Here is a 25,522-nt window from a genome sequence, read left to right on the forward strand (position 1 = left end):
TGTATTAGGTCGTCAAGACAACTGAAAACCTCGGGCTAAGTCCGATTTAACAGGGCTTTACGCAGACTCTTAGACAATCCATCCGGGGCCAGCCACAGGCCGAGATAGACGTGTGCCAACTCGGGGTTTGCGCTTCTGAAAATCACTTGGCCATTACGCTCTAGGCTAAGGCCGCGTTGGGGTTGAAAGCTCAATAGGTACCGGTCACCGCGCTGAATGTCCTGAAAGCTCGCGTGCAACTGATCTAATTCCGGTTTCAGTCGGGTGAGGGTGGCTTCACTTTGTTGACGAGCCAAGGTTGCATCTGCGGCCTTAATCATGTCTGAGCGGTCAATGGCTCGAAAGTAATACAGCTCAAGACATTGTGCGCGTTGTCCGCTGAACGCTTGGGCAGCACTGATCGACGGTTCATTGAACAGGGCAGCGGCATAAACGTCTGCCCAAAGATAAGTCAATACGCCTTGACCTTTTAGCATGAGCGCTGGCGTTCGATCGCTCAACTGATTAGGAAAAGCAGCCTCCTTGAGTCGGTCTGCAGAACTGGCTGAGACTATTGGGCTTAATAACAGCAATAAGCAGACAAGCAAATATCGCATAATGGCCGCGCCTCTTTTTGATTTCAGACTAAGACAATTGTTGCCCAATTCCGGGCTTTGCGAGTGATGAATGCGTTTCAATTGGACTATTCGACTGACTTCGCTTCAGATCTCCCGCTGGTGGGTAAGGGTTTCGATGTCTTTGCTGCTGATAAGTGCCGTGACCTCATGTGGTTCGGGTGATAGTCAGGAAAGCTTCACCGGCCCAACCATGGGCAGCAGCTATTCAGTGCAGTACGTGAGGCCTTCTGGTGGGCCGCGAGCAGAGGATGTTCAGCCTCAGGTCGATGCGATTCTGGCTGAAGTTGATCGACAATTGTCGACTTACCGTGCCGACTCTGACATTGAACGGTTCAATAAGCTGCCCGGCAACAGTTGCCAACCGATGCCCGAAAGCGTCTTGCAGTTGGTTCGATTCGGTGAGCAGCTGTCCACTGACAGCCGCGGCTCTTACGACCTGACGGTCGAACCGTTGCTCGATTTGTGGGGCTTTGGGCCGCAAGCCCGGGTCGAGCGTGTGCCAACACCGGAACAATTGGCACAGGTGCTGCGGCGTGTAGGCCATGCTCACCTAACCATTGACGGTGATCGGTTGTGTAAGGACGCGCCAGTTGAGGTCGATTTCAATAGTATTGCCGCCGGGTATGCGGTGGACCTTATCAGTGCCCGCTTACAGTCACTGGGTATACAGAGTTATTTGGCCGAGGCCACTGGGGAGTTAAAGGCAGTCGGCAAAAAAACCGACGGGTCATCGTGGCGTGTGGCGCTTGAGGTGCCGCGGGATGATCAGCAGGTTCCCGAACAAATTATCGAGCTGGACGGTTATGGTGTTTCCACCTCCGGGGACTATCGAAACTATTTCGAACAGGACGCAAAGCGTTACTCCCATACCTTCGACGCGTTGACCGGGGCGCCGATTGTGCACGCACTGGCATCGGTCACAGTCATTGATCCCTCCACGTTAATGGCCGACGGATTGTCGACATTGCTGGAGATCCTTGGCCCTGAGCGTGGATGGGTCTATGCCGACACGCATAAAATCGCCGCCTTTTTTGTGATTCGAGCCGATAACCGCTTTATCATCCGCAGTAGCCCGGAATTTGACAGGCTGTTTCCCGGTAAATTGCAGTAGCTGACCGCAGCTTTATCGACTCGATGCGCATGTAGTGCACACAACGTTGGCCTACGACGCGACCAAGGGTTAATGTTCGCGGCGTCGGCGCTTGTTTAAACTGCGCCCCAGGTTTTGATCTTTCATGTCGCTGGCCGCGACTTGATTTAGCCAAAGACGCCAGAGTGGCGTTTCGGCCCGTTCTATAGGAGTACGCATGGCTGTTTACAACTACGACGTAGTGGTACTGGGTTCCGGTCCTGCGGGAGAAGGAGCGGCAATGAACGCTGCGAAAGCAGGGCGCAAAGTCGCGATGGTCGATAGCCGTCAGCAGGTTGGCGGCAACTGCACTCACCTTGGCACTATCCCATCCAAGGCACTGCGTCACTCGGTCAAGCAGATTATCCAATTCAATACCAATCCGATGTTTCGGGCTATTGGTGAGCCGCGCTGGTTTTCATTTCCGGACGTATTGAAAAACGCCGAAAAGGTGATCAATAAACAGGTGGCCTCGCGTACCGGTTACTACGCCCGTAACCGAGTTGATGTTTTTTTCGGCACCGGAAGTTTTGCTGATGAGCGCACGGTCGACGTGGTGTGCGCCAATGGCGCAGTGGAAAAGCTGGTCGCCAGCCAAGTCATTATCGCCACGGGCTCTCGCCCTTATCGTCCGGCGGATATCGACTTCTCTCATAAGCGAATTTACGACAGCGACACCATCCTTAGTCTCGGACATACCCCGCGTAAATTGATTATCTATGGCGCTGGCGTTATCGGCTGCGAATACGCCTCGATATTCAGCGGGCTAGGCGTGATGGTTGAGTTGGTGGACAACCGTGAGCAGTTACTGAGCTTTCTGGATTCGGAAATAGCCCAGGCACTGAGCTACCACTTCAGCAACAACAACGTGATGGTTCGTCATAACGAAGATTACGAAAAGGTTGAAGGCTTGGAAAACGGAGTGATCCTGCACCTCAAGTCGGGTAAGAAAATCAAGGCTGACGCTTTGCTTTGGTGTAATGGTCGGACCGGTAACACTGACAAGCTAGGTCTGGAGAACGTCGGTATTAAAGCCAACGGTCGTGGTCAGATTGAAGTCGATGAAAGCTACCGTACCAGTGTGCCAACCATCTATGGCGCCGGCGACGTGATCGGCTGGCCAAGTTTGGCCAGTGCCGCTTATGACCAAGGGCGATCGGCGGCGGGCAGTGTGGTCGATAACGGCAGCTGGCGCTTTGTCAACGACGTGCCGACCGGCATTTATACGATACCTGAGATCAGCTCGATCGGTAAAAACGAGCACGAGCTGACTCAAGCGAAGGTCCCTTACGAAGTTGGCAAGGCATTCTTTAAAGGCATGGCGCGGGCGCAGATCTCCGGCGAACCGGTAGGCATGTTAAAAATTCTGTTCCATCGAGACACGCTGCAAGTGTTGGGCGTGCATTGTTTCGGTGACCAGGCATCAGAGATTGTGCACATCGGTCAGGCGATCATGAACCAGCCGGGCGAGGCCAATACGTTGAAGTACTTCGTCAACACCACGTTTAACTACCCGACCATGGCCGAAGCCTATCGGGTAGCTGCTTACGATGGTCTTAACCGGCTTTTTTAAGCGGCTCCGGCCGGTGGCCTGAGCCGGTCGGGGGGACCGATTTCAGTGATTCCCGAGCGTGGCGGTGGCCAAACCGGGAAAGTCTGTAATCAGGCTGTCTACGCCGAAGTCTGCGAGCCTGCGCATTAGCGCGGGTTCGTTGACTGTCCACACTGATACATGCAAGCCCTGACGTTGTGCCTTTTGCAACCTCTCCGGTGTACATAGCGTCCAGTTCAACGCCAACAATGTGCAGCCATAACTGTGCGCGACTTTCAACGGGTCGAGCCAAGCGTATTCAGCAACTAACCCCCTAGACAGATCGGGAGTCAGGTTCAGCGCCGCGCGCAGCACCTCCCGGGAACTGGACGTCACCGTCACTTTTTCCAGCAGGCCGTGACGTTGCGCCATCTCGCGAATCGCTAGTACGGTAGTCGCGGCGCGGGTACGCGAGGCGCTTTTGACCTCTAACTGCCAATGGTCGAAATCACAGGTTTCGAATAACTCTTCCAAGCGCGGAACGGGGCAAGGCTGTACCCAGCCTGGACCTCCCTTGCGTGCGTCATAGGTTACCAAGTCGGCAGATAAGTGTTCTACGACCTTGCCGCGCCGATCCGTGGTGCGCTTGAGTGTCGAATCGTGAATGACCATTAACTCGCCGTCCAGCGACAGGTGCAGGTCCAGTTCACAACGACGGACGCCATGCTTGAGGCATTCCTTGAAACTGGTCAAAGTGTTTTCCGGTGCTTCGCCTTTGGCGCCGCGGTGGCCATAAATGAGCGTCACGTTTAGTCCTTATGGGCGTCGGTAGATTAATCAAGATTGAAAAGGGTCGGGCTTCGACAGCCGGTCTGAATATCCATGGGAATAAATCATTAGTGAGGGCAGCGGCGGCGCTATTCGCTAGCCTCGGCACTCTTATGACTCCTGGATCTCACTTTGATCTTTCGCCAAGCGCCGTTGCTGGGATTGTCGTTGCAGAATGTGTCTGGCAAGCAGCTGTCGTTGAGCATCCGAGAGGTCTTCGAACTCGGTACCGATTTCGAAACTGCCAATTTCATGGGCGTCACAGTGCGTGACTTTCGCGTTCACCATAAGGCCTCTTGCCTCGGGTAATAACACCATCTTAATCGACAGTTGAGTGCCCGCCGGAATAGGTAGCGGATGATGGAACTGCACACCGCCTTCGGACAGCTTTACCCGTTGGGGCTCGCCTACGCTGCCTAGAGCGGTATGTGCAACCACTTGCCCAAGTAAATCGATACGCCTGCTCAGGGCTTTCAGAAAGCTATTCAGCACGCGGTCTTTTTCGCCAAGCTGGCGCAGCAAATGCTGAGACTCGAACTCGCTGACATGCAGCTCGCTGAGCAGACCGAACAAAATGGATGTGTCCTGCGCGGGCGCCTTATGGCCTGGGTCAGAGCCGGTTGTATGGTTTATTTCCAGTGCGATCGTGTCCTCGATACGGTAGTATTCGCGGCGATCTTCTTCATCTAATGTCGACATGGCGAACCCATGGTAGCGGCGGTGGTCTGAGTGTAAGGCTGCTCGTTGAGCCTCGCCACAAGGACGTTCCTATTCCTGCGAACAAGCCCCTAAATGTTCAGACCTCTTTTTGTATTTATTGGCACGCGTTATACCCGTGCGAAACGTCGTAATCATTTTGTCTCTTTCATTTCCCTGACGTCGATGATCGGCCTTGCCCTTGGCGTGGTTGTGATGATTGTCGTGTTGTCGGTGATGAATGGGTTCGATCATGAGATGCGAACCCGCGTCCTCGGCATGGTGCCCCACGCCACGATTGAGGGTGATCAACCTATCAACGACTGGCATGCACTGGCTGAAAAGGTCAAGGCGCACCCTGAGGTGCAGGCGGTTGCGCCTTTTACTCAAATGCAGGGATTGCTGACCAGCAACGGCAAAGTGCAGAAGGTATTACTGGACGCGATCGATCCCGTCGAGGAGCGAAAAGTCTCCATTATCGATAACTTCATGCAGCAGGGTCGCCTCGACGAGCTGACGCCGGGCAGCTTCGGGATTGTGATCGGTGACAAGGCCGCCACCAACCTCGGTGTGGGCATGGGCGACAAGGTCACGTTCGTTACCCCGGAAGTCACCGTAACGCCCGGTGGCATCTTTCCGAGAATGAAGCGTTTTACTGTGGTCGGTATTTTTCACGTCGGCGCTGGCGAGCTGGATGGTTACCTCGGCCTGACCAACCTGACTGATTTGGCGCGTCTGCATCGCTGGAAGCCAAATCAGGTGCAAGGGTTGCGTCTCAAGTTTGATGACTTGTTTCAGGCGCCACGCGTTGCATGGGAAATTGCTCAGAAGCTGGGCGATCACGAGTTTTATGCCCGTGACTGGACCCGCACCCATGGCAATCTGTATCAAGCGATCCGTATGGAAAAAGCCATGATCGGTCTGTTATTGCTGCTGATCGTCGCGGTTGCGGCGTTCAACATCATTTCTACGCTGGTGATGGTGGTCAACGATAAAAAGGGCGATATCGCGATCTTGCGTACTCTTGGCGCCACACCTGGGCAAATCATGGGTATTTTCATGGTCCAAGGCACGGTCATTGGTGTTGTCGGGACGTTGATTGGCGCGCTGGTCGGCATCTTTGCCGCACTTAATGTCAGCGCAGCCATTTCCGCCCTAGAAGGCCTGATCGGTCACAAGTTTCTCAGTTCAGATGTCTACTTCATCGACTATCTGCCGTCCCAGCTGATGGCTGAAGATGTGGTTCTGGTCTGCGGTGCCGCGTTGGTTTTGAGTTTTCTCGCCACCTTATATCCAGCCTGGCGTGCCGCGCGCACCCAGCCGGCGGAGGCGTTACGTTATGAGTGAGTCGGGCATGAGTGATAAAGCAGTGCTGAGTTGCCGCAATCTAGGCAAATCCTACGAGGAGGGCCCGGAGTCTGTGGTGGTCCTATCGGACTTGCAGTTGGAATTGCACCCTGGCGAGCGCGTGGCGATTGTCGGCAGCTCGGGCTCCGGTAAAAGTACGCTGCTCAATTTGTTGGGCGGTTTGGATACTCCTTCGCAAGGCAGTGTGTGGCTGGCGGGCGAAGAGCTGTCGGCGTTGGGTGAAAAAGCTCGCGGGCTGCTGCGCAACCGGTCGCTGGGTTTTGTGTACCAGTTCCACCACTTGCTGCCTGAATTTACCGCATTGGAAAACGTCTGTATGCCGCTTTTGATCGGCCGTACGGCGATCCCGGAAGCACGCCAACGCGCTACCGTCTTGCTGCAACGCGTGGGGCTTGGGCATCGGCTGGCGCATAAACCGTCAGAGTTGTCCGGTGGCGAGCGGCAACGCGTGGCGATTGCCCGGGCGTTAGTCAATCAGCCGGGTCTGGTAATGCTCGACGAACCCACGGGTAACCTCGATCAACACACGGCTCAGGGGATTCAAGATTTGATGCTGGAGCTCAGCACCTCGTCGCGCACGGCGTTTTTGGTGGTGACTCATGACATGAATCTGGCCAGCCAGATGGACCGTGTATTGCGCCTTGAAGAAGGTCGACTGGTCGAAGGCTGACCCATCAACCCGACGCCCCTGACGGCGTCGGGTCTCCACACTTTTTACGGTGCTCCGCGAATGTTCAGACCGTTATCGATCTTTATTGGCATGCGCTATACCCGCGCCAAGCGCCGCAATCATTTTATTTCGTTTATTTCCATGACCTCGATGATCGGCCTTGCGTTGGGGGTTCTGGCTATGATCGTTGTGTTGTCGGTCATGAACGGCTTTCAGCGTGAGATGAGTTCGAGGATTCTCGGCATGGTGCCGCACGCCGTCATTGATGGCGTGACGCCGCTAAATGACTGGAAGCCCGTGGCGACAGCGGCACTGAAGAATCCTGAAGTGACCGCTGCCGTTCCGTTTACCGAAATGGACGGCATGTTCTCGTATAAGGGATCGATGCAGCCGATTCAGGTTAGCGGCGTCGATCCAGCGCTGGAACACCAAGTATCGATTGTTGCCCAACACATCACTCAAGGCCGTCTGGAAGACCTTAAGGCGGGAGCGTTTGGTGTTGTGGTAGGTGAAATAACCGCCAGACGGTTTCGTTTGAATGTAGGCGACAAAGTTACCCTGATCGTCCCGGAAGCCAGCGCCTCGGCGGCTGGCGGCATTACACCGCGCCTGCAGCGTCTGACAGTGGTTGGCGTGTTCAAGGTCGGCGCCGAACTCGACGGCACGATGGCTTTGATCAACGTGGCTGACGCTGCGCAAATACAGCATTGGCAGCCGAATCAAGTGCAAGGCGTGCGGTTGGCGCTAAAAGATTTATACACCGCTCCCCAAGTGTCGGCGTCAGTCGTTGCCGGTTTGGGCGCTGATTATCGGGCCGATGACTGGACCCATACTCAAGGCAGTCTGTTCAGCGCCATGAAGATGGAAAAGACCATGATCGGTCTATTGCTGCTGATGATTGTGGCCGTCGCGGCCTTCAACATTATCGCGACGTTGATCATGGTGGTTAATGATAAGGGCGCCGACATCGCGATTCTGCGTACGATCGGCGCCACGCCTGGACAGATCATGACCATTTTCATGGTTCAGGGCACCGTTATCGGGATCGTAGGCACGTTGATCGGCGGTGTTCTGGGGGTCATTGCTGCGATCAATGTCAGTGCGATGGTTGGCTGGTTGGAGCGAGTCAGCGGTCAGCATATCTTCAGTTCGGACGTATACTTCGTTAATAACTTGCCTTCCCAATTGCAGGGCGGCGATGTCGTTTTGATTTGCAGCGCCGGGTTTATCTTGAGCTTTCTGGCTACCCTGTACCCAGCCTGGCGGGCGGCCCAGATCCAGCCAGCATATGCTCTGCGGTACGAGTGATATTTGGGTATTAGAGATTCTATATGGAGAGTTTATGTCTGCGCTTTCCGTTTGTTTGTCGCTATAGGGACGTCTGCGTTAAGTCTGCCCTGGCTGGCCTAGGTAGATGAAGTGTCTAGTTTTGGTCAGCAAGGCTGGCGGCCTTGAATGCTTGCAATATCCCGGACATTATCAGGCGGTAATCGTGAGTAAGGATCGAGATCCTCGACGAGACGCTGAAAATCAAGGGCAAACCCTATAAACTCGTCGGGATAAATTAGTCAGGTCTATGTTATGTATCCCGCAGCCGAACATTCGCCGCTGGGCAAGTCCAGTGAATACATTGCTACTTATAAGCCGTCATTGTTGTTCCAGATTCCGCGTGCCGCGAAATGGGCGGAATTAGGTCTGACGGCCCAGACGTTGCCCTACCAAGGTGTTGACTTCTGGAACTGCTATGAGCTGTCCTGGTTGTTGCCGTCCGGCAAGCCGGTAGTTGCCGTCGGCGAGTTCAGTATTCCGGCGGACTCTGCGAACATCATAGAATCCAAGTCATTCAAGCTCTACCTCAATTCGCTGAATCAAACCGTGTTCACTGACGCTGGGACGCTGGTCGCAGTGCTTGAAAAAGACTTGTCGGCAGCCGCAGGTAAGGCAGTGGGCGTGCGTATTCGCAGTCTGGCGGAGATTGAAAGCGAAGGGTTGGCATCGCTGCCAGGCGCTTGCATCGATGACTTGGATATCAGTGTCAGCAGTTATGAGGCCCCACGCCCCGAATTACTGCGTTTCGATGAATCGCGGGTGGTGGAAGAAAGCCTGCACAGTCATTTGCTTAAATCCAACTGTCCAGTCACCAGTCAACCCGACTGGGGCAGCGTTGTTGTTGAGTACCGCGGGTTGGCGCTCGATCCTGCAAGCCTGTTGGCTTATATCGTTAGCTTTCGTCAGCATTCCGATTTTCACGAGCAATGCGTCGAGCGAATTTTTCTTGATCTGCACCATCTTTTAAAACCGGAAAAGTTGACGGTTTACGCGCGTTACGTGCGGCGGGGCGGGTTAGATATCAATCCCTACCGCAGCACTGAATCGATTCGTTATGAGAATCGCCGGCTGGCGCGGCAGTAAATAAAAAACCCGTCGCTGAACGGGTTTTTTTACAGAAAATCAAACCTCAAAAAATTTAAATTCCAATATTGCCGAGGGTTTGCACAATATTGCGCAGTGTCACGGCAATAGCAGGGTGCTTTAGTTCGAAGCGCTCAACAGCAAGGTTGACGCCGTCGGACAGACTTGCGTCCTGAGTCATCGATTCCAGTTGGATTTTATCCTCGATTTGCATTATCAGATCGTGCAGATTCTGACGTTCAGATTCTGAAAGCGGTGGATTTTTCTCCAATTGCTCGCGCAAAGTATTGAGTTGGTCTTGCAGTTCGCGGGCAGGCATAGCGTGCTCCCTTTTATGGATAGGCTCTGGCATGGACCCTTGCACAGGGCTAAAAGGTCCTTGATGTGCGTAAGACTAATCCACTCCGCTTCTAAGTGCATGATCTTGATCAAACAGATCTGATTAGGGCTTCTCACCCTTCGTCCGACGCAAGGTGATGTCTGCAAGGCACGACGCTAGTTCGCCCACGTGATCTATCACAGAATGGACGCCAAGGCTGTATAGCTGCAGGGTGGCCTGGCCTCGCCGGTATTCGCGCTCGGCATCATTAAGTGCGTGCCAATCTTTGGGTGACAAACCGCAAAGTGGGCCGCAGGTTGCCAAGCCGACAGTCCAAAGCCCTGCATTTAGCGCTGACTGCAGCAGCCGTGGGTCGCCGCTGACTAAGACGCATCCGTCCAGCTGCTGCACGTTAAGGCTCATTAACGCTTGCCAGCAGGCATCAGGTGCCGGCCAGTCTGCGCATGTGCTAGAGCGGACTGCCGGTTTGATCCAGCTTCCTAGTGGCCTGGCGAGAAGATGGCTTAAGTTTTCGGGTAATTCATCCATCCAGGCGCAGGGCACCCCTTGGCGATTAAGTGTTTGCAAAATCGCTAGGGACCCAAGCGTGATGCTGGCGTACTCATCGAGCTTATCGACTTGGCTTTCGAGTTGAGCGTTGAGGGCACTACTGGTCGACGACGATGCGCAAGCGCCAAAGTCCACTAAGCAGCCGCTGAGGCCGAAAAGCAGCGCGGTGAAGGTGGGAGCGGGTGCAGTCAAATGTAGGGCGTGTGGCGCAGGCATAGTGGCGTCCCTGAAATATTCTCCTACGCTACGGAGCCTTTGTGACAGTTAGATGAATGCTATATGAGCACGGAGCTATCGATTTTGTGCATTAGCACTATCAGTGCCAGAGAGGCTGCCAAAAATGTTGCCGAAGGCTTTATACTGCTGACCTTGACGTGCAGGGCAAGAGCCCGACCCATTAACTAGGAGTGTTAGCTATGCCCGTGACTGGTGCAGGCTTTATCAATCGTCTGGCTCTACTGTGCTTTATCGGCGGTGTAGCACTGGTCCCTTCGGCAGCCCAAGCGGCGGATGAAGATCCGTGGGAAGGCGTCAACCGCGTAATATTTCGCTTCAATGACACGCTTGATATGTATGCGCTAAAACCTCTGGCCCAGGGGTATGAGTTCATCACTCCGCGATTCGTTGAAGATGGTATCCATAACTTCTTCAACAATATCGGCGACGTCCGCAACTTTGCTAACGATGTCCTGCAAGCCAAACCACACGCCGCTGGGGTCGACACAGCGCGCTTGCTGTTGAACACCACGTTGGGTGTTGCTGGTTTCATTGACGTCGGTACTCGAATGGGTTTGCAGCGTAATGACGAAGACTTCGGTCAGACCCTGGGTTACTGGGGTGTTTCCAGCGGTCCCTACGTGATGCTGCCGTTGCTAGGCCCAAGCACCGTGCGTGATGGCCTTGCCAGGTTCCCTGATACCTACGACTCGCCTTACCACTACATGAATGATATCTCCTGGCGTAACTCGCTTGAGGCGCTGGATATTGTCGATACCCGCGCCAGCCTGCTGTCGGCTGAGAAGTTGATCAATGGTGACAAGTATACGTTCATCCGTAATGCTTACTTGCAAAGCCGCGAGTTCAAGGTAAAAGACGGAAAGGTCAAAGACGATTTCTAATCGTTCTAAATTTAAAAAAGGCGACCCTGAGGTCGCCTTTTTTATTCAATAAGCGCGCAAGGAAAAAAATTGTATCAATTCATCGAAATAATGGTGAGCCCCAGTTTCTGGCCACCGTCTTCCTGAGCCACCAGCCAGACCACTTCAGTTTTCGCTTCTAATCCTTTGAGGGAAGAATGGTCTGAATCAATGCGTACATTTAGCTTGTCTCCTACATTGAAAGCCCGCGGCACCTGCACCTGCATGCCCGAGCTTGACAGGTCTACACAGATTGCAGGAACGACCTGGCCTGCGTACAACAAGGTGATATCGGCATCCACACGCATTCGAATGTAATCTCTCTTTTCCGTGTAGTCCCGATCATTTTGGCTCATGGTTAGTCCTTCGATTTAGTTGCTGATTTGTCTGTTCTTATAACTCTCTGTGATTTGTGATGTAAAGACTCCAAGGCGCCACGGGCATGAGCTTGAAACGCCCGTCGGATGGGAGTACCGTCTGCGCCTTAAAGGGCACCTCTGAATGGCAATATCAGCGATGGTAAAGTCTGTTGCTGGCGTTTTAGAGAGGCTAGAAGCGAATCCAGTATGCGATCCGGGTGATCCGAATCGCCTACGCCAACCTACCCCTGGCGCCGTTTGCCCACATGCAGAAAACCAGTGCCACGCTGCTGATAATCGATGACGACGAAGTAGTGCGAGCGAGCATCGCCGCCTATTTGGAAGACAGTGGCTTCAGTGTCCTGCAAGCGAGCAATGGCTTGCAGGGCCTTCAGATCTTCGAGCAAAAAAAGCCCGATCTAGTGATCTGCGACCTGCGTATGCCTCAGGTGGGCGGCCTCGAACTTATCCGTCAGGTAACAGACCTCGCCCCTGAGATGCCAGTCATCGTCGTTTCCGGCGCTGGTGTTATGAACGATGCTGTCGAGGCTTTGCGTCTGGGCGCGGCAGATTACTTGGTCAAGCCGCTGGAAGATCTGGCAGTGCTCGAGCATTCAGTGCGTAGAGCCTTGGATCGAGCTCGTTTGCTGCTGGAAAACCAACGCTATCGACAAAAGCTCGAAACCGCTAACCGTGAACTCGAAGCTAGTTTGCACTTGCTCCAGGAAGACCAGAACGCTGGTCGCCAGGTGCAGATGAATATGCTGCCGGTCAATCCGTGGGAGGTAGGCGAGTTCCAGTTCGCGCACGAGATCATTCCGTCGCTGTACCTCTCTGGCGATTTCGTGGACTATTTCCGGGTTGATGAGCGCCGGGTAGCCTTCTATTTGGCTGACGTATCTGGGCACGGGGCTTCATCAGCATTCGTCACAGTATTGTTGAAATTCATGACGACGCGCTTGATGTTTGAATTCAAGCGCAACGGCACCATGCCTGACTTCAAGCCTTCAGAAGTGCTAGGTCACATAAATCGTGGATTGATCAACTGCAACCTAGGTAAGCATGTCACCATGGTTGGCGGCGTCATAGACGAAGAAACCGGAAAATTGACCTACAGCATCGGAGGCCATTTACCCCTACCGATTATGTACACGCCAACTGAAGTGCACTATCTGGAAGGTCGAGGCCTTCCGGTAGGGCTGTTCAATGAGGCAACCTATCAGGATCACGTGTTGGATTTGCCTGAAGCATTCAGTCTGACCTTGCTGTCCGATGGGATATTGGACCTTTTACCGGGTGATACACTCAAAGAGAAAGAAGCCGTTTTACCTCAGTTGGTGAAAGCGGCAGGCGGCAGCCTGGATGGTCTGCGTCAAGTGTTTGGATTGGCCACGCTAGGGGAGATGCCGGATGATATCGCCTTGTTGGTGTTGAGCAGGAACCTTTAATGAGTACCGGTAGAATCCAGTTCGCCGAGCAAGCAGGCACGTTTATTCTCAAATTCGTCGGGGAAGTACGACTTACGCTTTGTTCGGCTTTGGATACAACTATTGAAAGAATTTTCACGTCGCGGAATTTTTCAGCAATCATTATCGATTTGACTGAAACCCGTAGCATAGACAGCACAACGCTCGGCTTGCTGGCCAAGCTGTCGATTATGTCCCGGCAAAAAGTTGGACTTCTGCCGACTGTCGTCACCACCCACGAAGACATTACTCGGCTATTGCAGTCGATGGGTTTTGATCAGGTATTCAACATCGTCGATCGGCCGATTCGCTGCCCTGAATCGTTGACGGATTTGCCATCGCAAGATCAATCCGAGGAAGTGGTAAAAGCGAAGGTGTTGGAAGCGCACAAGATTTTAATGGGCCTCAACGACTCAAATCGTGAAGCGTTTCATGATCTGGTCAATGCCCTTGAGCGGCACTGAGACCCCTAACGCCGCGCGTCAGTAATCACAAATCGCAGGCGTAAAAAAAGGGCGGACCCTCTAGAGGTACCGCCCTTTTGCGCATTCAAGCCTTGGCGGCGAGCAATGCCTCAAGCTTTTCTTGGTCGCGAGCGAACTGACGAATACCTTCAGCCAATTTCTCAGTCGCCATGGCGTCTTCGTTCGATGCCCAGCGGAACTGATTTTCAGTCAAGCTTTGACGCGGTTCGCCGGAGTTGCCCGGAGCAAGTTTGCGCTCTAGCGTGCCCATGTCTTTAGATAGTTGCTCCAGCAGGTCTGGGCTGATGGTCAGGCGATCACAGCCGGCTAGTTGCTCGATCTGGCTCAGGTTGCGGAAGCTGGCGCCCATCACCACGGTCTTGTAGTCGTTGGACTTGTAGTAGTTGTAGATCTTGCTCACCGACTGCACGCCAGGATCATCGGCGCCTACGAAGTCGTGGCCGGCTGATTTTTTGTACCAGTCGTAAATTCTGCCCACAAACGGGGAGATCAAAAACACACCCGCTTCAGCACAGGCTACTGCCTGAGCAAATGAGAACAACAGGGTGAGGTTGGTCTGGATGCCGCTTTTTTCCAGCTTCTCGGCGGCACGTATGCCTTCCCAGGTCGATGCAAGTTTGATCAGTATCCGCTCGCGACCGATGCCGGCTTCGTCATACAAACCGATAAGGCGTTCGCCACGTTCGATCATGGCGTTAGTATCGAACGAGAGGCGGGAATCTACTTCAGTAGACACACGACCCGGTACGACTTTAAGAATTTTCTGACCGATTGCGACGGCGAAACGGTCGCAGGCCAAGCCAATATCGTTCTTGCTGCCTTTGAACGCTTCCTGGAGCAACTCATCGTTGCTCGAACTTGAAGCGGCCTTGAGTAATAAAGATGGGTTGGTCGTGGCATCCACCGGCTTAAGGCGGGCGATGGCATCAAAGTCGCCGGTGTCGGCGACTACAGTGGTGATTTTCTTGAGTTGTTCCAGCTTGGAAGTCATGAGTGTGCTCTGTCCTGTGCGGTTAGATGACATTACCCGAGCGCTGCCGACCACTCAAGAAAACATCTTTCTAAATGCGTCTTGAGGCGGATGGGCAATCGAAGAACATTTGAGCCCCATCCGCACAGCTTGTTCCGTGAACTTACAGATAACTAGCGACCTTCCAGCAGCTCTGCCGCTTGATCCAGCAGCGCCAGTGGGTTCTGCGCTTTATGTATGTCAACTGACAGCAGTTGCCGAAAGCGCCGTGCCCCGGGAAACCCCGTGCCAAGCCCCAGTACATGGCGAGTGATGTGATGCATCGACCCGCCGTTCTCAATATGCGCGGCAATATAAGGTCTCAACGCCGACAGCGCTTGCGCCCGGGAGATCACTGGCGCGGTGCTGCCAAAAAGCCGTTGATCGACGGCAGCCAGAATGTATGGATTATGGTAAGCCTCGCGGCCCAGCATCACCCCATCAAAGACTTGCAAATGCTCGGCGCACTGGTCGAGGGTCTTGATGCCACCGTTCAGAATAATTTCCAAATCGGGAAAATCTGCCTTCAGCTTTGCCGCTACGTCATACCGCAGCGGCGGAATATCGCGATTCTCTTTCGGCGACAAACCCTCAAGAATCGCGATCCTCGCATGCACGGTAAAGCTGGTACAACCCGCTTCATGCACCTGCCCGACAAAATCACACAGCTCGGCGTAGCTGTCTCGGCCATTGATTCCGATGCGATGTTTCACGGTCACCGGAATAGCCACTGCATCCCGCATTGCCTTCACACAATCCGCTACCAGCCCCGGATGCGCCATCAACACAGCACCGATCAAATTGTTTTGCACCCGATCACTCGGGCAGCCCACATTCAGATTGACCTCGTCATAACCGGCAGTCTCCGCCATGCGCGCGCACGTTGCCAAGTCTCCAGGGACGCTGCCACCCAATTGCAAAGCCAATGGATGCTCGGCCTGGTCATGGCGCAGGAAGCGCTCGTGATCGCCATTGAGTAAGGCGCCGGTAGTGACCATCTCAGTGTAGAGAAGCGCATGCTTTGACAGTAGCCGCAGGAAGTACCGGCAATGATGATCGGTCCAATCCATCATGGGGGCAACAGAGAAACGCCTAGACACCGTAGAGCTTGTGTTTACAGGGTATATAGCTGATTTCGGTAACATTTTTCTCTACGTGTTCACAGCGGGTTTCAGGGCGATTTAGGGCTTTTTTTCAGCTCGATGGTACAACGTACCAACTCAAAACCGGCGTGTACCAAATCGATATGGCAACTATCAGGATCAGAAAACGGGCCGACGGAACGGCCAGCTATACCGCTCAAATCCGAATCATGCGTCAAGGAGTGCAAGTCTACCAAGAGAGTAAGACCTTCGCCCGGAAACAGGCAGCGCAGGCTTGGACTCGTTCGTGTGAAACAGAGTTGGATCAACCCGGCGCCATCGAGAGAGCGAACCGCAAGGGCGTCACCATCAAGGACATGATCAATCGGTACCTACTGGAGATGGAGAAGGTCAGACCCTTGGGAAAGACCAAGCGGGCCACCCTTGTGGCGATCAGTGTCGCCGACTTCGGCAACCTGAAAGACACGGACATCAATAGCCGGCGATTGGTCGAATTCGCCCGGTGGCGTATGAGCGCTGAATTCTGCGCCACTTCGAAGGTATCCTTGCCCGACGCCCCAGTTCAATCAACATGCCCTGTTGGTCCTCTGGCCAAAGGCTAATGGCGTAGGCTTTGCGTTCTTCCAGAATCTGCTCGTAGTCGATCTGCTCGACCACTTGCGGTGCGGGCAATTGGCTCAGGTCGATAGCCGTAAAGGTGTTCATACGCCGGCCCCTAGTTGCAGGGGAATGCGCAGGTTTTGGGGTACGTTTCAAGTGGTGCGCGTTGCTGTCATATTCGATAACCGTACCGTCGCGATAGGTACGGCGATGCAAACCGCCACGGTCGCCGTTGGCGGGTATCGCATTACAGTAAACCCCGGTGACGACGACCCCGTTGGCCAACTGGCCGGATGGACTCAACAAAAGCACTTGCTCATTGACCGTCGGCGGGTCCCAATCGACATCCGCCCCGGCCCGCAGGGCCAGCCATGGCAGCCAGCCGGTGAGTAAATCACCGGTTTTAACGCGGACACGGGGCGGCACCATCTGAACTTCGGCGATGGTACCGAAGCGGATTAAATTTTCGAGCATGCGGGCGATAGCGGCGAAATCGTTCATGCCGCCATAGTGGCGTTCACGCGTGCGGGGCGCAGCTAGAGGGGGTTGTGTGGGGCTCTGCTACAGAGTACACCGCCCAACTTTCAATGCGCGGAGATCACCAGTCGCGATTACGTTCATTGCGTTCATGAAGAATGCGAACAATTGAGATGATCTCGTGGGCCACATGATAAGCAACGATAAAGGGGTAGCGGGTTAAAACTAACTCACGAACATCGGGCGCTTGGGAGGGACGGCCCATGCCTCTAAAGGTTTTCAACTGCTCGATGGAGTCAAAAATGTCCGCGATAACAGCGTCAGCTCTTCCGTTGCCTAGGTGCGATACATAGTGTTCATGGATCGCATCCAGGTCGCTTTGCGCTTTTTCAGTCAGTTCGATTAGCAGCACGCTTTACCCACTTGGCTTTAACGGTTTCTAGATCAGTTACCCTGCCAGCCTCGACATCCGCCATACCTTCGGCGATGGCTTTGACGTGCCAGGATTCAGATTCAACATAACGAGCCAACGCGCGTTTGAGATGATATTGACGATCACGATCAGTAGCCTGGGCCAGTTGATCAAGCTTTTCTACCAACACATCTTCCACGCGAAATGACAAAACAGGCGAAGCCATCATTTCTTCCTCATGAAGTTCTGTATACGTCGTATACAATATTGATTAATGTAATCAACTGCTAAACATAATGCAACTAGGCGCTAATGTTTGCACAAGGAAGAAGGGCGCATTTGTCTTGATAGCTCGGGACATTCAACCCTGTTTCGCGCCTGAAACTGGGACACCAATTATTTTTGCGGTGTTGCTATGAAACAAAAAAATTTGCTTGCCGTTTGTCGGTTTATTCCTGAAGTACATTCTGAGAAGTAGCTTGCTAGCTTGTATCGGTCAGTCGGCGAGGTGCCTCAGCAAACTGTCGCGGACCATCTCCAGATCCGCAGCAGTAAACCCCAACTGCTCCCGTTTCGCATAACGAACATCCGCCGCTCCTTTTCCGGGACGGTTTTTCAATCCGTACTGGTGAACCCTGGCAATACGGGCGATACGCCCGGTAAAGCCCACCGTAATCGCGTTCGCATCGCCCTTTGCCTTCAGGTAACGGGCGGTGCGCAGCTTTTTGAACATCTTGGCTTTGAGCTGAATACGGCCTTGTTTACTCCGCAAATTGCGTTGCTTTCGCGGCGTGAACGCGCTGCCTGAGGGCGTGCGCTGGGAGGTGATGCGTTGCTGTTGGCTTCGGCGTAGCTGCTTTGCAATGCCTTGTGCCAGGCTGATGCAGGCGGCGGGTTCAAGCTTGTTGAGCAGGACGCCGACCCAGTCTTCCAAGCCATCGAGATCACTCATGGCGATCCGGCCGTGGGTGCGGGGTGGTTAATGCCATGGCATCGCCCGCTTGCGGGGGTTGCCACTCGGCGAGGAGTTCGCCGTTGGCGTAGACCTGAACTGGCTCGGCGTCTTGATAGGCGGTGTATTGCGGTTCTGAAGCGTGGCGCAGGTCGTAGCTGTATTCGAATGACAGGCTAGTGGCTGCCGTGCAGCGGACGCTGCCGTTGTCGATGAATATCAGCAGGCGATCAGGGTCGTGTTTGAGTTCTGAGATGGATGTCAGCAGGTGGGCGCGAAGGTTGTCGGACTTGTTCATGGGGCGACCTGCTGTTGCTGATAGAGCATCTCGACTTGGGCTGCGCATTCGGCCCAAGCGGACTCGACCCGCTCTTGATCGGTCAGTAACTCGCCGTTATGGGTTGGCTGTGTCGCCGGTAGGCTGCAGGGCACTACGGCCGGACAACCAGTGACGGTAACCCTGCAGCACGGAGCTAAATTTGGACGCAAACCTCCTACAGACGCATCACAGCAACCCGTGCGATTTAAGGATCGCCATCGGAAAAAGGTAATTTAGGTGAAACGAGGGTGCAATCGGGCTAGAGGCCACGTTTTTTCTGCCTCAAGGACATTACTTAGAAAGGTAATTTGAAAAAGGAAATGTGATCGTAAGCTATTGATTTTAAAGGGCGGTGCATAAAGCTCAGATTACAACCGACCAATATTACCTTTTCTATATTAGTAAAACCTAAATTAAATCAATAGCTTGAGGCGTTAATCGAGACCAAATTACTTTTATTACCTTTTTCCGGTGGCTCTCCCCAAAAACGCCGACTAGCACACACGTAGACGTCGATGCACATGCTCGCGAAACCTAGCGCTAGCGCTGTCGCGGACTCATTGAACTAGGAGGTTGAAAGCTTAAATGCTAAAAAATTGCTACACGACGAGCTGGTACCCGCCGCAACACGAACATAGCTGAACCGGGTGCCATTTTGGCGGGAGAGCCTCCCAGGGCAGTCCGCGAGGCCGCAAACCGCTGACTAGGGAGTGGACTTCCTGTTTGAGAACCATGGGCGAATGAGCCAGGAAGCTTGCCACGCAGCTATGATGTTACGCGGCCCTGACCTCACTTAATAACTCGGGGTGATGGTCTAGCAGCCTCAACAACAAGACAAGAGACAGCGGTGGCTTGGTCTTGCCAGTTTCGTATCGGGAAAAAGCATTAGCACCGCCCCCGAAAATTTCAGCCGCTTGGCGCTGATCGAGCGATAATTTCTTGCGCACAGTACTGATAAAAGCGGGGTCAACAATGGCTGCGTTTACTTGTTTCGAAAACTGGCGCATTTCACGCATTACCCGATCCGATTCAGTCGCGTCCAGTATGGATTCCGCACAGGCCGGGCAGAAGTCCCCAGTCACCGCAGTAATAACGGTGCTTTCACCCTTGTAGGTATAGGGCAGGTCGCGGGTGTCGTGGATCAGTTCCGCCGCACCACAAACAGGGCATTTCATATTCATAACTCCTTGAAGGAACGATCAGCACGTCAGCAATGACTGTCAGCTTTAAATACACGTCGCCAACGGTTGTGCTGGGGCGGTATACGTCTTGCCAGACGGCGTGATCGGCGTGGGTGGTCATGCTTTTGTAGAAATCTGGTGGCGTGAGAGCCGCCACGATGGCCAGCATATCCGTAAGCCCAGATCCAAGTCCGTTGCGCCGACTCGCGCAGCATTTGTGGTACGTACCTTGCCCGCTTCGATCAGGGCTTTGACGGTGGTCAGTTTGCTGTGGGGGGTTCGTTTTTCCATGAAAAAGATATTAACCTAATAGGTTTAAATTTGGCAAATAGGTTATTTTTGTCAGAAGCTGCTTCAGATGAGCGAGAGTAAATCTCCGGCGACCGTTTGGGTGGGGAGTGGTACGAAACTGGTACGAAGGGAGATTGAAACGCTCACAGGCCTTTGTTCCCGGAGTGCGCATTCTTAGCGGGTCCAATCCTTCAGCGCGCTTGGCCTCATAGAACTTTTCCAGTCCCTCGTATTGAGGCATGAGGCCACATTTCGATGCGACGTTGACCACAAGCAGCACTTTGCCCTCAAGCGGCGCCAACGTAGTTGAATCCCCCGTAATGGAAAGTGAAGCCCAAGCCAAGCAAAATTTCCATACTGCCACCTGCCATCAAACTGACCGTTTTTTTCTGTCCTCGCTCGCAACATTTTCATCGGTTGCTCATCGTGGCTATCAACTCCTTTGCTGATAACGCTTTGCGCCGAATCTGAATGGATTGAAACGGACCAGTGCGCAGCTTGGCTGCGGTCTTATCGGAAATTGGGACAACGCGTTTAGGGTCGGACACCGTCAATATCTAACGAACTGAACGAAACTGAACTAAGTTGTACTTAATTTATTGTTGCTCGCAGTCAGAGCTCCAGCCGAGTGAGGCTCATGAACGCAAAACGACTGCTCGCTCTTTTTCTGGTTATTGGTGTTTTATGGCTTACCGCCATGTGGTGGGCTACCGGTTTTATTGTTTCCATCGAACCCGCGCTGACTCCTGCCTCCATCAAAGCCGATAGCAATTTGGCGCTTAACAGTCTCCTGAAAACGGAACGTCCTGAATTACCCCTTTGCATATAGGGAGCATAAGGACGCATCTGGTTGTTATCTGACGTTTTTTTTGGGAGGGGACTTACCACTCATCGGGAGATTCTGAACCGTCATGCTTTTTGGCTCGTCATTTTCTCTGAGTTGTGGGGTGGCGGTTAATACGTTAGGTCGCGGTGGCTTGCTGCTACTTCTTGCAAGAGGTGATTAGGCGATGGGGTTCGAAAGGAGTTGTCAATGGGCATCGAATTAAACGACGTTGCGAAACTTCACTATAAGCCAGTGCAGGTTGAGCCGACCTTATGGGTAGAAACACACTTGAGCCAGGGCCTAAAGCTAAGCCGCGACATGATGATCTGGCGTCAAAGATGGACTGTGCTTTTCGATCATTTGCAATGCACCGATTGTCAGCGAATGCAAAATATCTGGCTGGCAGATGAGGCTTTTAAGCACGACTTTAGCTGCAGTTTTCGCTACGAAACGTGCCAGCATCCTTGGCACGATCTCGCAGACATACTCAGCGAACTCCCTTCACCCAAACCGCCTGTTGAAGACGAGTTGTAAAAGGAAGCCTTTATCACGCTCTTTTTACTGTGATACCCCAAAGGGTGCTGACCGTGCTTAAAAAGCCGATTTGACCACGCCGCCGTCTACTCGCAATGCAGCTCCATTGGTAGCTGAAGACGCTTGGGAGCACACGTAAATCACCATGTTGGCGACTTCTTCGGGAGTGGTAAAACGCTTCAGAAGCGAGGTAGGGCGAGCTTTTTCGAAAAATTCTTTTTCAAACGCTGCGAACGGTTGTCCACCCGACAATTTGTTCACAAATTCACTTACGCCTTCTGAACTGGTAGGGCCTGGTAGCACGGCATTAACAGTGACACCGGTGCCTGCGCAACTTTCGGCCAAGCCGCGAGATAAGCCCAATTGTGCGGTTTTAGTGACGCCGTAATGAATCATCTCAACCGGAATTTGCACGCCGCTTTCGCTGCTGATAAAGACCACGCGACCCCAGTTTTTGGCTTTCATCGTCGGTAGATAGGCTCGTGACAGGCGTACGCCGGACATTACATTGGTGTTAAAGAACCGATCCCATTCTTCGTCGGAAATATCTTCGAATGGCTTGGGATCGAAAATTCCGAGGTTGTTTACCAAAATGTCGACTTCCGGGAACTGCGCGAGCAATCGCTTGATCTGTTCTGGGTCAGACAAGTCGCCCGCAAACCCTTGGGCGTCCGTTTTGGGGTATAGCCCAGAAAGTTTGCTTAGCGCCTCGTCCACCGATGCCTGGGAACGACCGTTAAGAATCACACGGGCGCCTTCACGAGCCAGCCCGGAGACGATGGCGAAGCCAATGCCTTTGGTTGAACCGGACACCAGTGCAAGTTTATTTCTTAAATGTAAATCCATGAAATTAAACCTCGTTCAGATGGGCGGCGAAGCCGACAGAAAATATTACAGACAGGTCGCCAATGAGGCCAATCGCCGCTCGGCCAGAGCATCATCTTTGGCGACATAATAGTTGATCGTCGTCCCAGTGGCTGCGCTCTGGACGTCGGCGAAATACTCAGCGCTACGGGTATAAACCGTGAAACCGCCTTTAGTGCCCGGCTTCAGGTACGCATCGGCTTCGACGCCGAACATCACGTCGTCCTGCCAGGCAAATTGAATGCATTGAGCAACCAGTTCGTCTTTTTTCTCGGAGGTAAAGATTTTGCGCGGCGCTGCGGTGCGGGCCATATCCATGCTCGGCGATGCGCAGCCTGCCAGGAATCCAAGGGTAAGGGCGCCTATAAATATCCGCATGGTGTGTCCTTGGTTTGGAAAACACTGACTGTAACACTTGCCGGTGAGGGGCGGGTTTGCGCAGGCAATTTGGTCATCAGTAAGGCAATACACCGTCGTCAATCCCGTGTTCCGCGCAGTAGTCCCCCCAGGTCATGCCAGCCATTTCAGCAACTTCCTTGTGCACTTCGAGGCGTTGTGCCTGGAATTCCTCGTCGGATGTGGCGGTTAACTTCAACGTCAGCTCCCAAGCAAAGAAGCCTAACTGTTCGGCCTCCGCTTCGAAGGCTTCATGGAGCCGCTCGTCGCGGTAATGTGCCATGGTTTCGCCTTTGGCCTGCGCGGCTAAAGGGTTAAGGTGGTCGAGTTCCTCGCAAAGGGCAGGGTGTTGGTTGAGGAAAGTCTCTAGCGCGGTTTGGTGACGCTGTTCGGCTGGGATCATGGGGTCTGCTTTTTAATAGCGTTTTTCGAGCACGTGCAGCTTGCTTTGCCAATGCTGTTATTTAGGCATATACGCCAGCTGCCAGCGACGGGGAATCTTTAACGACGCAACTGCAAGAATGGCAGAAAGCGCGCCGCTGGCAAACAAAGCCTTAAGACCCAGATGTTGTTCAAGCAGAGCGCCAACTACTGCGCCGACGAACATACCTGTCCAAGGAATCAACTGAACCCTCCAGCCATTTCTCTGTTCGCCCAGCATCCACCGTCCCAAGCCGCGACCAAAACGGGAGAGGGCGCCGGTCACATAAGTCAGTCCGACCGGGAATCCGTTCACCTCTTCGACGGCAGCGTTGAGCATGCCCATGGCGGTAATGGCGCCCAGTAATGCCGGAAGTTGATTATCAAATGGCCATGTCGCTGATGCACATAGCAGGGCGGCAATGCATAACAGCAGCGGCAGCGTGCGCCGACTGGTCATTCGGCTGACGACGATGCCCAGTGCGTTACTGATGATAAAGGTCGCGACTAGCAACGCAAGGCGCAGCACTAGGTTTAAATCGCCATTGCTGATGGCGACTGCTAGACGGGTGGTGTTACCGCTCATAAACGATACAAAGTCTCCCGAGGCCATGAAACCGATGGCGTCGGTCATGCCCGCTAAGACAGAGAGACAGGCAACGAGCGTAAGACCAACGCGTCCGCGCCATTTTTGCGCGTGAAGGAGTGCAGGATGGACGTGAGATTTGACTGGGGAGGGCAACATCAGCAGATTTTCATGTGGGCGGGGTCCGTGGTTTTCCTTACGGCGAACAATCGAGTCTTTTCGCGCCCCTGAGTATGGGGCAATCACCACCGGATTTGAATTCGACGAATTTCTACAGAGGCATTTATTGCATTCCAAAAAAAACCAGACCCACGTCATGTGTGGGTCCGGCTTTGAATGTTGCGGTGCTTCGCTTATGCCAGGCTATTGCCTACCACAAAGGTACGACGTAGCTGACGTAGAAGCGGTTTTCGTCCTGATGGGTCTGGCCGATCATGCTCGGGTTAGCCATCGCATTTTTCCAGGTTACGCCAAAACCTTTCAGCTTCCCTTCTGGCACCAAGTAACTGAACGCAAAGTCGCGTTCCCACTCGCTGTTGCCGCCCTTGGCAACCTTTATATGATCGCCATACCCGTAAGTTGCAGCGAAGCCCAAGCCGTTGATTCCTAGCTGACTGAAATCATACTTGTACTGCGCAAGCCAAGTTTGCTCCCCCGCGTGCTGGAATTTATTGAGTTGGAGGTTGGTTAGTGCTGGTGTGTCCGCGCCGGCTCCAGGCCCTTGGCGTGCATCGCCGCTGTTCAAGCCAGAGTCCAGAAACGGAAAGTCGCTATCGCCGGTGTTCTTCTGCGCACCAAGACCAATGGTATGACCCATCAGGCTGTAGCTTTCCATCAAACTAAAGGTCGATTGGTTGATCCGACCTTTGTTCAAGCCGCCGCTGTAGGAACCTGCGGTGGCGTAGTCGGTATTGCCATCTGCGTTGCCGCCGACGCCCAAGCTGCGGTAGGCCCGAAAATCGCTGAGCAGGCTGCCAACCGGCAGTCGATCAGTGTGTTTGGCACCGATGAATGCCTGTTGGTAGTAATCCTGCAAGTTGGAATACCACAGGCTGACTGTCGTATTAGCCAAGCCCGCATAATCCGCACCGCCGTAAAGGAAGCGGTTGCTGAGCTTTGCACCCCCGCCGGTGGTCATGTCGCTGTCGTTAGTTTCGTTACGGATCTTCGTTAGGATGATGTCGCCGCCGGTGAAGGTGAAGTCCGACAGGTCCTTGGAAACCAGTTGCGTACCGGTATTGGTCTGGTGATACAACCGGCCATCGGTGTTGGCCAACATCGGGTTGTTTTGATTGAGCATGCCGACGCGCAATTCATCTTTAAGGAAGCGCATTTTAAAGGTCGGGCTCAAGACACTGAAATCATTAGCCGACTTACCGTCGTGTAACGGAAACATGCTGCCCGGGTAATTACTTTGATGATCTTTGTTATTCAAGTCTCCGCCCGAGTCGAGCTTAACGCCGTAAAACGCTTCGACATCGAGGCCAACACCCACCGCGCCTTCGGTATAGCCAGATTTGAAGTTGAGCTGGAAACCTTGCCCCCAATCCCGATAACTCTTGGCTTTGGCCGTGCTTCCCACTACATCGCGGCCCTGTTGGTTCAGGTAACGGTTGAGCAGGGTCAAGTCGGCGTGGCTGTCATCGATGAAATCCGCATGTGCAGATAGCATTACGCCGCCCAGTAGAACGCCAACTACTGGCCTGGTTAGTTTCTTGATCATCATGAGTCTCGTTTACAGGGATATTCAATCGGTCGCAGAGCGTAATAGTCGGGTATTCAGACTCGCACTGCATTAGCCGAACTACAGCGAACCTACGCTGTCAGTAATTAGGCTCAGTAAAAGTTATCCGTATGACAGTTGAATGACGTAAGGCCATGGCGAGTATGAAACTTTAGTTAGGCTTTATTCATTTGACTTGTGTGAATTGGAAGTGTAACTACGCGCACTCTTAGCGGTGAGCGA

30 protein-coding genes and 3 pseudogenes are annotated in these 25,522 nt (G+C 53.4%); 11 read left to right on the top strand and 22 right to left on the bottom strand.

What is annotated here, in order from left to right:
• Positions 1–35: 35 nt before the first annotated feature.
• Complete coding sequence (locus RGW60_RS04035) at positions 36–596, bottom strand: chalcone isomerase family protein (RefSeq protein ID WP_322202375.1); 561 nt, start codon at positions 594–596, stop codon at positions 36–38.
• Between the two features lie 136 nt (positions 597–732).
• Here RGW60_RS04035 and RGW60_RS04040 point away from each other — a divergent pair, with 136 nt between their 5' ends.
• Together RGW60_RS04040 and sthA are read left to right on the top strand one after the other, a co-directional pair.
• Entirely contained in the window at positions 733–1,728 is a 996-nt protein-coding gene (locus RGW60_RS04040) for an FAD:protein FMN transferase (RefSeq protein ID WP_322202377.1), read from the top strand.
• A 196-nt stretch (positions 1,729–1,924) separates the two neighbouring features.
• Positions 1,925–3,319: a Si-specific NAD(P)(+) transhydrogenase gene (gene sthA, locus RGW60_RS04045; RefSeq protein WP_322202378.1), complete on the top strand. Its 1,395-nt coding sequence runs from the start codon at positions 1,925–1,927 to the stop codon at positions 3,317–3,319.
• A gap of 42 nt (positions 3,320–3,361) precedes the next feature.
• Here sthA and RGW60_RS04050 read toward each other — a convergent pair whose 3' ends face one another.
• Together RGW60_RS04050 and RGW60_RS04055 are read right to left on the bottom strand one after the other, a co-directional pair.
• A complete protein-coding gene (locus RGW60_RS04050) occupies positions 3,362–4,084 on the bottom strand; it encodes a glycerophosphodiester phosphodiesterase (RefSeq protein WP_322202380.1) in 723 nt (240 codons plus the stop codon).
• Positions 4,085–4,216: 132 nt separating this feature from the next.
• Complete coding sequence (locus RGW60_RS04055; protein WP_322202382.1) at positions 4,217–4,804, bottom strand: PilZ domain-containing protein; 588 nt, start codon at positions 4,802–4,804, stop codon at positions 4,217–4,219.
• Positions 4,805–4,897: 93 nt separating this feature from the next.
• Between RGW60_RS04055 and RGW60_RS04060 the strand changes: the two genes are divergently transcribed.
• From RGW60_RS04060 to queF, 4 genes are all read left to right on the top strand, one after another.
• On the top strand, positions 4,898–6,148 hold the full coding sequence (locus RGW60_RS04060; protein WP_322202384.1) for a lipoprotein-releasing ABC transporter permease subunit: 1,251 nt from the start codon (positions 4,898–4,900) through the stop codon (positions 6,146–6,148).
• A gap of 7 nt (positions 6,149–6,155) precedes the next feature.
• Positions 6,156–6,839 (top strand): lipoprotein-releasing ABC transporter ATP-binding protein LolD, encoded by a 684-nt coding sequence (gene lolD / locus RGW60_RS04065; protein ID WP_322202386.1) that lies wholly within the window; start codon positions 6,156–6,158, stop codon positions 6,837–6,839.
• Between the two features lie 60 nt (positions 6,840–6,899).
• Positions 6,900–8,147, top strand: coding sequence for a lipoprotein-releasing ABC transporter permease subunit (locus RGW60_RS04070; RefSeq protein WP_322202387.1), 1,248 nt, complete (start codon positions 6,900–6,902; stop codon positions 8,145–8,147).
• Between the two features lie 273 nt (positions 8,148–8,420).
• Positions 8,421–9,251: an NADPH-dependent 7-cyano-7-deazaguanine reductase QueF gene (queF, locus tag RGW60_RS04075; protein ID WP_322202389.1), complete on the top strand. Its 831-nt coding sequence runs from the start codon at positions 8,421–8,423 to the stop codon at positions 9,249–9,251.
• Positions 9,252–9,306: 55 nt separating this feature from the next.
• Here the strand turns inward: queF and RGW60_RS04080 are convergent, their stop codons facing one another.
• Together RGW60_RS04080 and RGW60_RS04085 are read right to left on the bottom strand one after the other, a co-directional pair.
• The gene (locus RGW60_RS04080; protein WP_322202391.1) at positions 9,307–9,570 is read right to left on the bottom strand and encodes a DUF4404 family protein; all 264 of its coding nucleotides are present in this window, start codon (positions 9,568–9,570) and stop codon (positions 9,307–9,309) included.
• A gap of 123 nt (positions 9,571–9,693) precedes the next feature.
• Positions 9,694–10,356, bottom strand: a complete 663-nt coding sequence (locus tag RGW60_RS04085) for an HAD family phosphatase (protein ID WP_322202393.1) — start codon at positions 10,354–10,356, stop codon at positions 9,694–9,696.
• 200 nt (positions 10,357–10,556) lie between these two features.
• Between RGW60_RS04085 and RGW60_RS04090 the strand changes: the two genes are divergently transcribed.
• Positions 10,557–11,258, top strand: a complete 702-nt coding sequence (locus RGW60_RS04090) for a VacJ family lipoprotein (protein ID WP_322202395.1) — start codon at positions 10,557–10,559, stop codon at positions 11,256–11,258.
• Between the two features lie 74 nt (positions 11,259–11,332).
• On the opposite strand, the gene RGW60_RS04095 is transcribed toward RGW60_RS04090, so the two are convergent.
• Positions 11,333–11,632 (bottom strand): PilZ domain-containing protein, encoded by a 300-nt coding sequence (locus RGW60_RS04095; RefSeq protein ID WP_322202397.1) that lies wholly within the window; start codon positions 11,630–11,632, stop codon positions 11,333–11,335.
• Between the two features lie 269 nt (positions 11,633–11,901).
• On the opposite strand from RGW60_RS04095, the gene rssB reads away from it, so the two are divergent.
• Complete coding sequence (rssB, locus tag RGW60_RS04100) at positions 11,902–13,083, top strand: two-component system response regulator RssB (protein ID WP_322206837.1); 1,182 nt, start codon at positions 11,902–11,904, stop codon at positions 13,081–13,083.
• Entirely contained in the window at positions 13,083–13,565 is a 483-nt protein-coding gene (rssC, locus tag RGW60_RS04105) for an anti-sigma factor antagonist RssC (protein WP_299832100.1), read from the top strand. The genes rssB and rssC overlap by 1 nt, the downstream gene beginning before the upstream one ends.
• An 85-nt stretch (positions 13,566–13,650) precedes the next feature.
• On the opposite strand, the gene tal is transcribed toward rssC, so the two are convergent.
• Together tal and dusA are read right to left on the bottom strand one after the other, a co-directional pair.
• Positions 13,651–14,577: a transaldolase gene (tal, locus tag RGW60_RS04110; protein ID WP_322202400.1), complete on the bottom strand. Its 927-nt coding sequence runs from the start codon at positions 14,575–14,577 to the stop codon at positions 13,651–13,653.
• 152 nt (positions 14,578–14,729) lie between these two features.
• Positions 14,730–15,740, bottom strand: a complete 1,011-nt coding sequence (gene dusA / locus RGW60_RS04115; RefSeq protein WP_322202403.1) for a tRNA dihydrouridine(20/20a) synthase DusA — start codon at positions 15,738–15,740, stop codon at positions 14,730–14,732.
• A 101-nt stretch (positions 15,741–15,841) separates the two neighbouring features.
• Between dusA and RGW60_RS04120 the strand changes: the two are divergent.
• Positions 15,842–16,219, top strand: a pseudogene (locus RGW60_RS04120) (site-specific integrase); the annotation flags it as partial.
• Here the strand turns inward: RGW60_RS04120 and RGW60_RS04125 are convergent.
• From RGW60_RS04125 to RGW60_RS04160, 9 genes and pseudogenes are all read right to left on the bottom strand, one after another.
• Positions 16,170–16,799: a phage baseplate assembly protein V gene (locus RGW60_RS04125; protein ID WP_322202405.1), complete on the bottom strand. Its 630-nt coding sequence runs from the start codon at positions 16,797–16,799 to the stop codon at positions 16,170–16,172. The pseudogene RGW60_RS04120 and the gene RGW60_RS04125 overlap by 50 nt on opposite strands.
• Before the next feature lie 97 nt (positions 16,800–16,896).
• On the bottom strand, positions 16,897–17,187 hold the full coding sequence (locus RGW60_RS04130) for a type II toxin-antitoxin system RelE/ParE family toxin (protein WP_322202406.1): 291 nt from the start codon (positions 17,185–17,187) through the stop codon (positions 16,897–16,899).
• Positions 17,165–17,413, bottom strand: coding sequence for a CopG family ribbon-helix-helix protein (locus RGW60_RS04135; RefSeq protein WP_322202408.1), 249 nt, complete (start codon positions 17,411–17,413; stop codon positions 17,165–17,167). Before RGW60_RS04135 ends, RGW60_RS04130 begins: the two co-directional genes overlap by 23 nt.
• Positions 17,414–17,683: 270 nt before the next feature.
• Positions 17,684–18,139, bottom strand: a complete 456-nt coding sequence (locus tag RGW60_RS04140) for a phage virion morphogenesis protein (protein ID WP_322202410.1) — start codon at positions 18,137–18,139, stop codon at positions 17,684–17,686.
• 145 nt (positions 18,140–18,284) lie between these two features.
• Positions 18,285–18,437: pseudogene (locus RGW60_RS23655) on the bottom strand (phage tail protein); the annotation flags it as partial.
• Positions 18,434–18,571 carry an Rz1-like lysis system protein LysC gene (gene lysC, locus RGW60_RS23660; protein ID WP_369124705.1) on the bottom strand — a complete coding sequence of 46 codons (138 nt, stop codon included), beginning with the start codon at positions 18,569–18,571 and terminating at the stop codon, positions 18,434–18,436. The gene lysC and the pseudogene RGW60_RS23655, both read right to left, overlap by 4 nt.
• A 660-nt stretch (positions 18,572–19,231) precedes the next feature.
• Positions 19,232–19,633: a type II toxin-antitoxin system MqsA family antitoxin gene (locus tag RGW60_RS04150; protein WP_322202414.1), complete on the bottom strand. Its 402-nt coding sequence runs from the start codon at positions 19,631–19,633 to the stop codon at positions 19,232–19,234.
• A complete protein-coding gene (locus tag RGW60_RS23665; protein WP_407074033.1) occupies positions 19,560–19,808 on the bottom strand; it encodes a type II toxin-antitoxin system MqsR family toxin in 249 nt (82 codons plus the stop codon). Before RGW60_RS23665 ends, RGW60_RS04150 begins: the two co-directional genes overlap by 74 nt.
• 297 nt (positions 19,809–20,105) lie before the next feature.
• Positions 20,106–20,273: pseudogene (locus tag RGW60_RS04160) on the bottom strand (hypothetical protein); the annotation flags it as partial.
• 690 nt (positions 20,274–20,963) lie between these two features.
• Here RGW60_RS04160 and RGW60_RS04165 point away from each other — a divergent pair.
• Positions 20,964–21,290 carry a hypothetical protein gene (locus RGW60_RS04165; protein WP_322202416.1) on the top strand — a complete coding sequence of 109 codons (327 nt, stop codon included), beginning with the start codon at positions 20,964–20,966 and terminating at the stop codon, positions 21,288–21,290.
• Positions 21,291–21,347: 57 nt separating this feature from the next.
• Here the strand turns inward: RGW60_RS04165 and RGW60_RS04170 are convergent, their stop codons facing one another.
• The 5 genes from RGW60_RS04170 to RGW60_RS04190 form a co-directional block, all read right to left on the bottom strand.
• On the bottom strand, positions 21,348–22,136 hold the full coding sequence (locus RGW60_RS04170) for an SDR family oxidoreductase (RefSeq protein ID WP_322202418.1): 789 nt from the start codon (positions 22,134–22,136) through the stop codon (positions 21,348–21,350).
• Positions 22,137–22,181: 45 nt separating this feature from the next.
• Positions 22,182–22,532: a hypothetical protein gene (locus RGW60_RS04175; protein WP_322202420.1), complete on the bottom strand. Its 351-nt coding sequence runs from the start codon at positions 22,530–22,532 to the stop codon at positions 22,182–22,184.
• A gap of 76 nt (positions 22,533–22,608) precedes the next feature.
• Entirely contained in the window at positions 22,609–22,953 is a 345-nt protein-coding gene (locus RGW60_RS04180; protein WP_322202422.1) for a DUF6388 family protein, read from the bottom strand.
• 57 nt (positions 22,954–23,010) lie between these two features.
• On the bottom strand, positions 23,011–23,715 hold the full coding sequence (locus RGW60_RS04185; protein WP_322202424.1) for a YoaK family protein: 705 nt from the start codon (positions 23,713–23,715) through the stop codon (positions 23,011–23,013).
• Positions 23,716–23,926: 211 nt separating this feature from the next.
• Positions 23,927–25,279, bottom strand: a complete 1,353-nt coding sequence (locus RGW60_RS04190; protein ID WP_322202426.1) for an OprD family outer membrane porin — start codon at positions 25,277–25,279, stop codon at positions 23,927–23,929.
• Positions 25,280–25,522 lie beyond the last annotated feature (243 nt).

Source organism: Pseudomonas sp. AB6 (assembly GCF_034314105.1).
GTDB lineage: Bacteria > Pseudomonadota > Gammaproteobacteria > Pseudomonadales > Pseudomonadaceae > Aquipseudomonas.